This window comes from Methylobacterium trifolii (assembly GCF_022179685.1).
GTDB lineage: Bacteria > Pseudomonadota > Alphaproteobacteria > Rhizobiales > Beijerinckiaceae > Methylobacterium > Methylobacterium trifolii.
The window spans coordinates 1-4,214 of sequence record NZ_BPRB01000333.1 but is presented as its reverse complement, the minus strand read 5'-3'; the positions used below and the strand labels follow the sequence as shown (position 1 = coordinate 4,214).

Sequence of the window (4,214 nt, the reverse complement as noted above, 5' to 3'; positions counted from 1 at the left end):
CCCGCACGGGAGAGGGGGCTCCCGCAGCGCTTCGAGCGACCTTTCCAGTTCCGCCGTGCGCAGATGCGTGAATCCGGTAGCCCGCAGAGGGGGGAGGGACGCGCGCCGACACAGCATTCCTCGATGCACGTCTCTTCCATAAGGCATGCGTTCGCGGCTCGGACCAGGCTTGGAGGTCTATCGGATCAGGTCGCTCCAATCGCCCGCGCGTCGAGCGTGTCCGGCGACTCGTAGCCCACCACCTCGGCCCCCGTTCCGCACAGCGCACGGCGCAGGCCATCGAGACCGTCGAGCCGGGGCAGGGCGACGACGACGAAGCCGTGGTCGAAGAGTTGCGTCGCCGCGTCCCGCGCCGCGCGCAGGCCGAGACCGCGCTCGGCCAGGGCGAGGGCGAGGGCGATGCCGGGGGTGTCACTACCGTGCAGCTCGGCGCGGAGCGCCACCGTTCCCGGTGATCCGGACGGCAGGCGGGAGACGCCCCGGAGCGGGACCCGTGGTCCGAACGGCTTCGATTCCCCTGTCACGCGCCGCTCACCCCTCCCGCGCCGCGAGCTGGTCCAGCAGCCCCTGCATGCCGCTGGGCACCGGGCCGGCGACCTCGCGGGCGTAGAGGGCGCGCAGCTGGCGGCCGATCTCGGCGAGGCTGAGGGAGCCCTTGGCGATCACCCGGTCGGTCTGGGCCGAGAGGCTCGCCTTCTCCGCCGCGGTGATCTCCTTGGCGGTGAGCACCACCACGGGCACGTCGCCGTCCGCGCCGGCGCGGAGCGCCTGGAGGAAGGCGAATCCGTCCATCTCCGGCATCATCAGGTCGAGGAGGATGAGGTTGGGGCGCGAGGCCGCGACCCGCTCCAGGGCGATGCGGCCGTTCTCGGCCTCGTCCACGATCCAGCCGTCGCGCGAGAGGGTCCGGCGCAGGCGCTCGCGGCCGTCCGGGTCGTCGTCCACCACGAGCACGCGGGCGGCCGCGCCCTTGGGGCGGTAGCGGTCCATCAGGCCCTTGAGCCGGTCCCAGTCGATCGGCTTGACGAAGTAGTCGGTCGCCCCGAGCGCCTGGCCGAGGCCCTGCTCGGCCACCACCGAGGTCATGATCACGGGGATGCCGGCGAGTTCCGGGTCGCTGCGCACCGCGTGCAGCACGGCCCAGCCGTCCATGCGCGGCATCTCCACGTCGAGGAGGATGGCGCGGGGCTTGAGGGCGCGCGCCAGCGTCAGCCCCGCCCGCCCGTCGCTCGCCGTGCGCACCCGGAACCCTTCGCGCTCCAGGAAGCGCTGGAGCAGTTCGCGGGCGGCCGGGTCGTCGTCCACGAGAAGCACCGCGTCCCGCTCCTCGTGGGCGGAATCCGGCACGGGCACGGCATCGGGCACGGCCTCGGCCGGGCGTTCCGGCTCGGGCTGGCTCGGCAGCGTCGCGGGCAGGCGGATGGTGAAGGTCGAGCCCTGCCCCGGCTCGCTGGTCACGCCGATCTCGCCGCCCATGGCCTGGCAGAAGGCGCGGGTGATGGCGAGCCCGAGCCCGGTGCCGCCGAACTGGCGCGTGGTGGATTCGTCGGCCTGGGCGAAGCGCTCGAACAGCCGGCCGATCTGCTCGCGGGTGAGGCCGATGCCGGTGTCGGAGACGGCAAAGCTCAGGCTGTCCACGCCGAACTGCGCCTCGCGGCGGACGGCGAGCGTGATCGTGCCGGCCTCCGTGAACTTGGCGGCGTTGCCGATCAGGTTGAGCAGGCACTGCCGGATCTTGGTCTGGTCCTGGTGCATCGCCCCGAGGTCGCCCGGCACGTCGAGGACGAAGCGGTTGCGCTTCTTCTCCACCAGGGAGCCGGTGGCGTCCGACACGTCCCCGATCAGGCCGGACACGGCGAAGGTCTCGCCGGAGGCGACCATGTGGCCGGCCTCGATCTTCGAGATGTCGAGCACGTCGTTGATGAGCGAGAGCAGGTGGCGGGCCGCCGTCTCGATCTTGCGCAGGTCCGGCAGCAGGGCGGACTGGCCGATATCCTCCAGTTCCTCGCCGAGCATCTCGGAATAGCCGATCACCGCCGAGAGGGGGGTGCGCAGCTCGTGGCTCATGTTGGCGATGAACTGGCTCTTGGCGAGGTTGGCGGCCTCCGCCGCCTTGCGGGCGCGCTCGACCTCGATCTCGGCCTCCTTGCGCTCGGTGATGTCGACGTTGGTGCCGACCCACTCGCGCAAGGTGCCGTCCTCAGCCAGGACCGGCACGCCGCGGACCTCCATGGCGCGCCACATCCCGTCGCGGCGGCGCAGGCGGTAATCCACCTCGTAGACCCGGTGCTCCTCGACGCAGCGCGCCCATTGTTCGGCGGCCAGCGCCCGGTCGTCGGGGTGGACCGCGTCGACCCAGCCCCAGCCCTGGTAGGCCTCCTCGCTCTGGCCCGTATAGGCGCTCCAGCGCGGCTGCGGCGGCATCAGCTCGCCTGTGGCGCTGGTGTTCCAGATCACCGCCGCGGAGGCGTCCACCAGGGCGCGGAAACGCTCCTCCGAGTGGCGCAGGCGCTGCTCGGCGTCCCGGCTGCGCGAGACGTCGGTGTTGGTGCCGTACCAGCGCAGGACGCGGCCGTCCGCGTCCCGGTAGGGCATCGCCTGCGACAGGAACCAGCGGTAGATTCCGTCCCGGCCACGTAAAGGGAAGGTGTCCTCCCAGGGCTCGGCCGAGGCGATGGCGGCGCGGAAGCGCTCGGTGACGCCCTCGACGTGGTCGGGATGGTGGACGGCGCGCCAGGCCCAGCCGCGCATCGTCTCGAGGGTGGTGCCGGTGTAGTCGTACCAGCGCCGGTTGTACCAGATGATCTCCCCGTCGGCGGCGGCGATCCACGCGAGCTGCGGCAGGGAATCCGCGAGGTTGCGGTAATCGGCCTCCGTCACGTCGGGCTCGGCGCCCTCTGGGGTCTCGGCTGCGCTCATCGGGCGTTCGGGCTCCCGGCCCCGCTCACCGCCTCTGCGGGCGGAACCGGTGCCTTATACACGCATCCATCGCGGCGACAGGGCGGGGTGGATTACGGTTGCCTCCGCGTAGCCCGCAGGGAATCGACGGCATAGAGCGCGAGCGCCAGCCAGATCAGGGCGAACATCGCGGCCCGGTGGGGCTCGACCCGCTCGCCGTAGGCCAGCACGCTCAATCCCAGCAGGCAGGTGGGCGCGAGGTATTGCAGGAGGCCCAGCGTCGAGAGCCGCAGGCGTTCGGCCGCGGCCGCGAACCAGATCAGCGGCAGCGCCGTCGTGATGCCCGTCAGCGCCAGCAGCCCGAGGCTGCCCGTATCGGAGGGCAGGAGCGGCTCGGGCGAGAGCAGGAGCCAGACCAGGGCCGCGGGCGCCAGCAGCAGGGTCTCGGCCAGGAAGCCGACGATGGGGTCGACGCCCACGACCTTTCGCACCAGGCCGTAGAGGGCGAAGCTGACGGCCAGCGCCAGCGACACCAGGGGCAGGTCGCCGGCCCAGGCGACCGCCAGCGCCACGCTCGCGGCGGCGATGGCGACGGCCGCGATCTGCACCGGCCGCAGGCGCTCGCGCAGCACGAGGGCGCCCAGCGCAACGCTGACCAGGGGGTTGATGTAGTAGCCGAGGCTCGCGTCCAGGAGGTACCCGGCGGCCACAGCCTGGAGGTAGAGCAGCCAGTTCACGGCGATCAGCCCGGCCGAGAGGACGAGCAGCCCGTGCCGGGGCCTCAGGGGGAAGGGCGTGCGCAGGCGCGTGCGCCACACGGCCACCAGCCCACCCGCGAACAGGCTCGACCAGAGGATGCGCTCGGCCAGGATGTAGCTCGGGCTGAAGGCCGAGAGCAGCCGGAAATGCACCGGGACCACGAGGCCCCAGCTCAGGTAGGCGGCGAGCGCGTAGACGAGGCCCACGGCCGTTCCATCCCTGTCCGGCCCGCGCGTTGGCGGACGGCCGGGTCATAGCCCGCGGGCGGGACCGGCGTCAGGTGCGCAGGCGCACCTGGAAAGACTTCCGACCGAAGTGCGCCGGTCCCGACCCATGGTCGGGACCGGCGCGTCCGGCGGACGCCCGCCGCCCCGCGGTCGCGGGGGCGAACGACGATGCGCCGGGCGCATCGTCGTTCGGTCTCAGCGGCGGCGCGGCAGGATCGGGTCGCCGCGCATCAGGGCGTTCAGGCGCTCGGTGTCGAAGCCGTTTGGCACCGCGGGCGCGGCGACCTTGGCCGGCGGGGCCGCCTTGGGAGGCGCCGGGATCGAGCCGGT

Annotated in this window: 3 protein-coding genes; all 3 read right to left on the bottom strand. The window is 72.6% G+C overall.

The annotated features are described in order from the left end of the window. Nucleotides 1-185: 185 nt before the first annotated feature. The 3 genes from COGEMETH_RS23690 to rarD all read right to left on the bottom strand — a co-directional run bounded on the left by COGEMETH_RS23690 (nt 186) and on the right by rarD (nt 3,863). Complete coding sequence (locus COGEMETH_RS23690; protein WP_238185137.1) at nt 186-443, bottom strand: hypothetical protein; 258 nt, start codon at nt 441-443, stop codon at nt 186-188. An 88-nt stretch (nt 444-531) separates the two neighbouring features. After that, nucleotides 532-2,919, bottom strand: a complete 2,388-nt coding sequence (locus COGEMETH_RS23685) for a hybrid sensor histidine kinase/response regulator (protein WP_238185136.1) — start codon at nt 2,917-2,919, stop codon at nt 532-534. A 92-nt stretch (nt 2,920-3,011) separates the two neighbouring features. After that, on the bottom strand, nt 3,012-3,863 hold the full coding sequence (rarD, locus tag COGEMETH_RS23680) for an EamA family transporter RarD (protein ID WP_238185135.1): 852 nt from the start codon (nt 3,861-3,863) through the stop codon (nt 3,012-3,014). Nucleotides 3,864-4,214: the final 351 nt, after the last annotated feature.